Raw genomic sequence first — 3703 nt, 5'->3', positions numbered from 1 at the left:
TCACCTTGGCCTGCGAGGTTTGCAAGCACCGCAACTACATCACCAAGAAGAACCGCCGCAACGATCCCGATCGCCTCGAGATCAAGAAGTTCTGCCCGAACTGCGGCAAGCACCAGAGCCACAAAGAGTCGCGCTGACCATCTCGCCCCGACGATGAGACATCGCCGGGGCGTCGTGGCGTCTGGGGAGGACCACGCCACGACTGGTAGCGTTCTGCGAGCAACCCAACGATCTCTCCAGTCTTCCGACGGTCCGCTGTCGATCGCGTCGAGGCTGGTCAAGACGGTCGAGTGCTCCGGCCCGACAGCCCGTTCGCGGGTGTCGCCCGTGATGACCCGGCCGCCCACCGACGACCACTGAAGGGTCAGGTTTTGTGACCAACGTGAGTGAATCCTCGATCCCCTCCGTCGAAGAGCGCCTGGCGATCATGGCGAACCAGACCAGCCTCTCCCCGGAGGAGATCGCCGAGCGGACCAGCCAGCAGGTCGGTTTCCACTACACGGTCGAGGATTACTACGAGGTGGGCCGCGAGAAGGTTCGCGAGTACGCCCGCGCCGTCCAGGACGGCAACCCCGTCCACTGGAACGAGGCCGCGGCGACCGCGAACGGACACCAGGGCCTGATCGCACCGCTGTCGTTCGTCGCCATCCCCGGGATGATCGCCCAGCGCCGTCTCTTCGAGGAGATGGTGGAGGGCTGGGATCTCTGGAAGATGCTGCAGACCGACCAGCGTCTGGTGTTCCACAAGCCCGTCGAGGTCGGTGACCGACTCATCTGCGTCGTCTCGCTCGACTCGTACCGCCAGATGGGTGGCGCGGACGTGCTCGTGACCAAGAACCAGATCCACAACCAGCACGACGTCCCGGTGATGACCACCTGGACCACGCTGGTGGCCCGCGCAGGCGAGTCCCCGGCACCGTCGTTCATGCAGACCGTCGCCCACACGATGCTGGTCGAGGGCGCGACGTACGACCACGGTCAGACGATCCCCGATCACAGCGGCTTCTTCACCGAGCCCGATCCGGCCGCCGACCCCAAGCCGTACGGCGCCATCGACTTCGACACCCTCACCGTCGGCCAGGAACTCGAGCCCCGCACCGTCAAGCTGACCCGCGGCAACCTCATCAACTACGCCGGTGTGGCCGGCGACCCCAACCCGATCCACTTCAGCGACGAGATCGCCGACATCGTCGGGCTCGACACCGTCGTCGCCCACGGCATGCAGACCATGGGCATCAGCGCCGGGTACGTCACCGATTTCGTCGGCGACCCGGGTGCGGTCTACGAGTACAACGTCCGTTTCACCGCGCCGGTCTACGTCCCGCGCGACGGATACGGCCAGATGGACCTCACGGCCAAGGTCAAGTCGCTCGATCCCGAGACCCGTCGCGGACAGATCGCCCTGACCGCCAAGTCGAACGGCAAGAAGATCTTCGGGCGCGCCGTCGCGAGCGTCCAGTTCAACTGACACAACTCGTCCGGGCGTCGTCACGGCACCCGATCTCCGGCGCCCGACGTGGGCAAATTGGAGTTCGCGCAGGCGGGTGTCGTACACTGAATCGTCTGAGGTTACTCACGCTGCGCGCTGCCCTTCAGGGCGGCGCGTTGGTTTTGTGCAGCGCATGTGTTTGTGTGCCGCGAGTGTGAGGAACAGCAGATGAACCGGCCGAGCGGCGTGGGACGATGGTTCCACCGGTGAGGTCGCGTTCGGAGGATCGGTGTGAGCCGATTCAAAGGGGCGTAGCTCAACTGGCAGAGCAGCGGTCTCCAAAACCGCAGGTTGCAGGTTCAAGTCCTGTCGCCCCTGCCCAAAGATGTGCGACGAGAGGATGATGTGGTGAGCAAGCGCGACAGAGCTGCACGCGCCAAGGGAACCCCCGAGGCCGACGCCACCGACGGTGTCACCGACGCCGCCGACGTTCTCACCGACGAGACCGCGTCCCGCCCGACCGGGAAGCGCTCGTCCACTCCGCGTGGCAAGCGTTCCACCGCGCCGGACAGCGAGGCGGAAACCGCCTCGAGCGTCGCACTCAAGGAGCGTTCATCGCGCTCGTCGACCGCGACGGACCAGAGCCGCAACCCGTTCATCCGGTTGTGGATCTTCCTGAAGCAGGTCGTCGGCGAGCTCAAGAAGGTCATCTGGCCGAGCCGGTCGGAGATGGTCCGCTACACGATCATCGTGCTGATCTTCGTGATCGTCATGACGGCGTTCATCTCCGGCATCGACCTGGGCTTCGCGAAAGCTGTCCTCTGGTTGTTCGGCTGAGCCGGACGACCACACACTCACCCGCGCACCGCGCCGGGTGCGAGCACGACCGTATTGAAAGGGAGCGTGGGCTGCAGTGAGCACCCCCGAGCATGACACCGAGAGCATCCAGGAAGCCGACATCGACGCCATCGAGAACGGCACCGACGTACTGGACGCACCGGTCGACGTGGCCGCCACCGAGGAACTGACCGAGGCGGTCGCGGGTTCCATCGACGCTTCCGACGATGTCGTTGCCCCGGCACAGGACGCAGATGCGCCCGTCGCCGAGGAAGAAGAGGTCGACCCGGTCGAGGAGCTCAAGAAGCAGCTCCGTCGCGCCCCCGGTGACTGGTACGTCATCCACTCCTACGCCGGTTACGAGAACAAGGTGAAGGCCAACCTCGAGACCCGCGTGCAGAACCTCGACGTCGGCGACTACATCTTCCAGGTGGAAGTGCCGACCGAAGAGGTCACCGAGATCAAGAACGGCCAGCGCAAGCAGGTCAACCGCAAGGTGCTGCCCGGCTACATCCTGGTGCGCATGGAGCTCAACGACGACTCGTGGGGCGCCGTGCGCAACACCCCGGGTGTCACCGGGTTCGTCGGAATGACCTCGAAGCCGTCGCCGTTGTCGATGAAGGAAGTCCTGCAGTTCCTGCTGCCCCGCGTCGAGGCGAAGAAGCCGGCCGCGGGCAAGTCCTCGGGTGGTTCCGAGGGCGGCATCGGTGCGGCGGCGTCGCCGACCATCGAGGTCGACTTCCAGGTCGGCGAGTCGGTCACCGTCATGGACGGCCCGTTCGCCACGCTTCCCGCGTCGATCTCCGAGGTCAACGCCGAGCAGCGCAAGGTGAAGGTGCTCGTCTCGATCTTCGGTCGCGAGACCCCGGTCGAGCTCGGCTTCGCCCAGGTCGAAAAGATTTAACAACAGACTTCGCGTCTCCAGCGGGCGCGATACGCCAGGCGAGATGAACCGGTGCGATCGGTTCGCGAACCCGGCACACACATAGACAACACAAAGGTTAAAGAGAGATGCCCCCCAAGAAGAAGAAGCTCGCCGGGATCATCAAGCTCCAGATCCAGGCCGGTGCGGCCAACCCCGCCCCGCCCGTGGGTCCGGCGCTCGGTCAGCACGGCGTGAACATCATGGAGTTCTGCAAGGCCTACAACGCCGCGACCGAGTCGCAGCGTGGCACGGTCATCCCGGTCGAGATCTCGGTCTACGAGGACCGCTCGTTCGACTTCAAGCTGAAGACCCCGCCGGCGGCCAAGCTGCTGCTCAAGGCGGCCGGACTGCAGAAGGGCTCGGGAGAGCCGCACGTCAAGAAGGTCGGCAAGGTCACCATGGACCAGGTCCGTGAGATCGCCAAGACCAAGCAGGAAGACCTCAACGCCAACGACGTCGAGCAGGCCGCGAAGATCATCGCCGGCACCGCTCGGTCGATGGGCATCACGGTC

General features: G+C 65.1%; 5 protein-coding genes and 1 tRNA gene. All 6 read left to right on the top strand.

Going from position 1 to position 3703, the window contains the following annotated elements:
• Positions 1-137: 50S ribosomal protein L33 (gene rpmG / locus JHC79_RS22915; protein WP_296395245.1), on the top strand; the 137-nt coding region annotated here is incomplete at its 5' end.
• A 245-nt stretch (positions 138-382) separates the two neighbouring features.
• Positions 383-1468, top strand: a complete 1086-nt coding sequence (locus tag JHC79_RS22910; RefSeq protein ID WP_296395243.1) for a fused (3R)-hydroxyacyl-ACP dehydratase subunits HadA/HadB — start codon at positions 383-385, stop codon at positions 1466-1468.
• A 266-nt stretch (positions 1469-1734) separates the two neighbouring features.
• Positions 1735-1807, top strand: a tRNA-Trp gene (locus tag JHC79_RS22905).
• A 30-nt stretch (positions 1808-1837) separates the two neighbouring features.
• Positions 1838-2266: a preprotein translocase subunit SecE gene (secE, locus tag JHC79_RS22900; RefSeq protein ID WP_296395239.1), complete on the top strand. Its 429-nt coding sequence runs from the start codon at positions 1838-1840 to the stop codon at positions 2264-2266.
• A gap of 76 nt (positions 2267-2342) precedes the next feature.
• Entirely contained in the window at positions 2343-3170 is an 828-nt protein-coding gene (gene nusG, locus JHC79_RS22895; RefSeq protein WP_296395237.1) for a transcription termination/antitermination protein NusG, read from the top strand.
• 107 nt (positions 3171-3277) lie between these two features.
• On the top strand, positions 3278-3703 hold a 426-nt coding region (gene rplK / locus JHC79_RS22890), incomplete at its 3' end, for a 50S ribosomal protein L11 (RefSeq protein WP_296395235.1).

Origin of the sequence: Williamsia sp. (assembly GCF_016462415.1) — a bacterium.
GTDB lineage: Bacteria > Actinomycetota > Actinomycetes > Mycobacteriales > Mycobacteriaceae > Williamsia_A.
This window is presented reverse-complemented; position numbering and strand designations above follow the sequence as displayed.